This is a genomic window from Bacteroides caecigallinarum (assembly GCF_016902295.1).
In the GTDB taxonomy this organism is placed as follows: domain Bacteria; phylum Bacteroidota; class Bacteroidia; order Bacteroidales; family Bacteroidaceae; genus Phocaeicola; species Phocaeicola caecigallinarum_A.
On sequence record NZ_JACJLQ010000259.1, the window covers coordinates 1 to 208 of the forward strand.

Annotated in this window: 1 rRNA gene; it reads right to left on the bottom strand. The window is 51.9% G+C overall.

What is annotated here, in order from left to right:
* Positions 1–208, bottom strand: a 23S ribosomal RNA gene (locus H6A27_RS15935); the annotation flags it as partial.

Genomic DNA, 208 nt, shown 5'->3' on the forward strand with positions numbered 1-208 from the left:
AGAAATCTTATCTTGTGGCCGGCTTCGTACTTAGATGCTTTCAGCACTTATCCGATCCAGACTTAGATACCCGGCGATGCACCTGGCGGCACAACCGGCAAACCAGAGGTCTGTCCAACACGGTCCTCTCGTACTAGTGTCAGAGCCACGCAAATTTCATACGCCCACGATAGATAGAGACCGAACTGTCTCACGACGTTCTGAACCC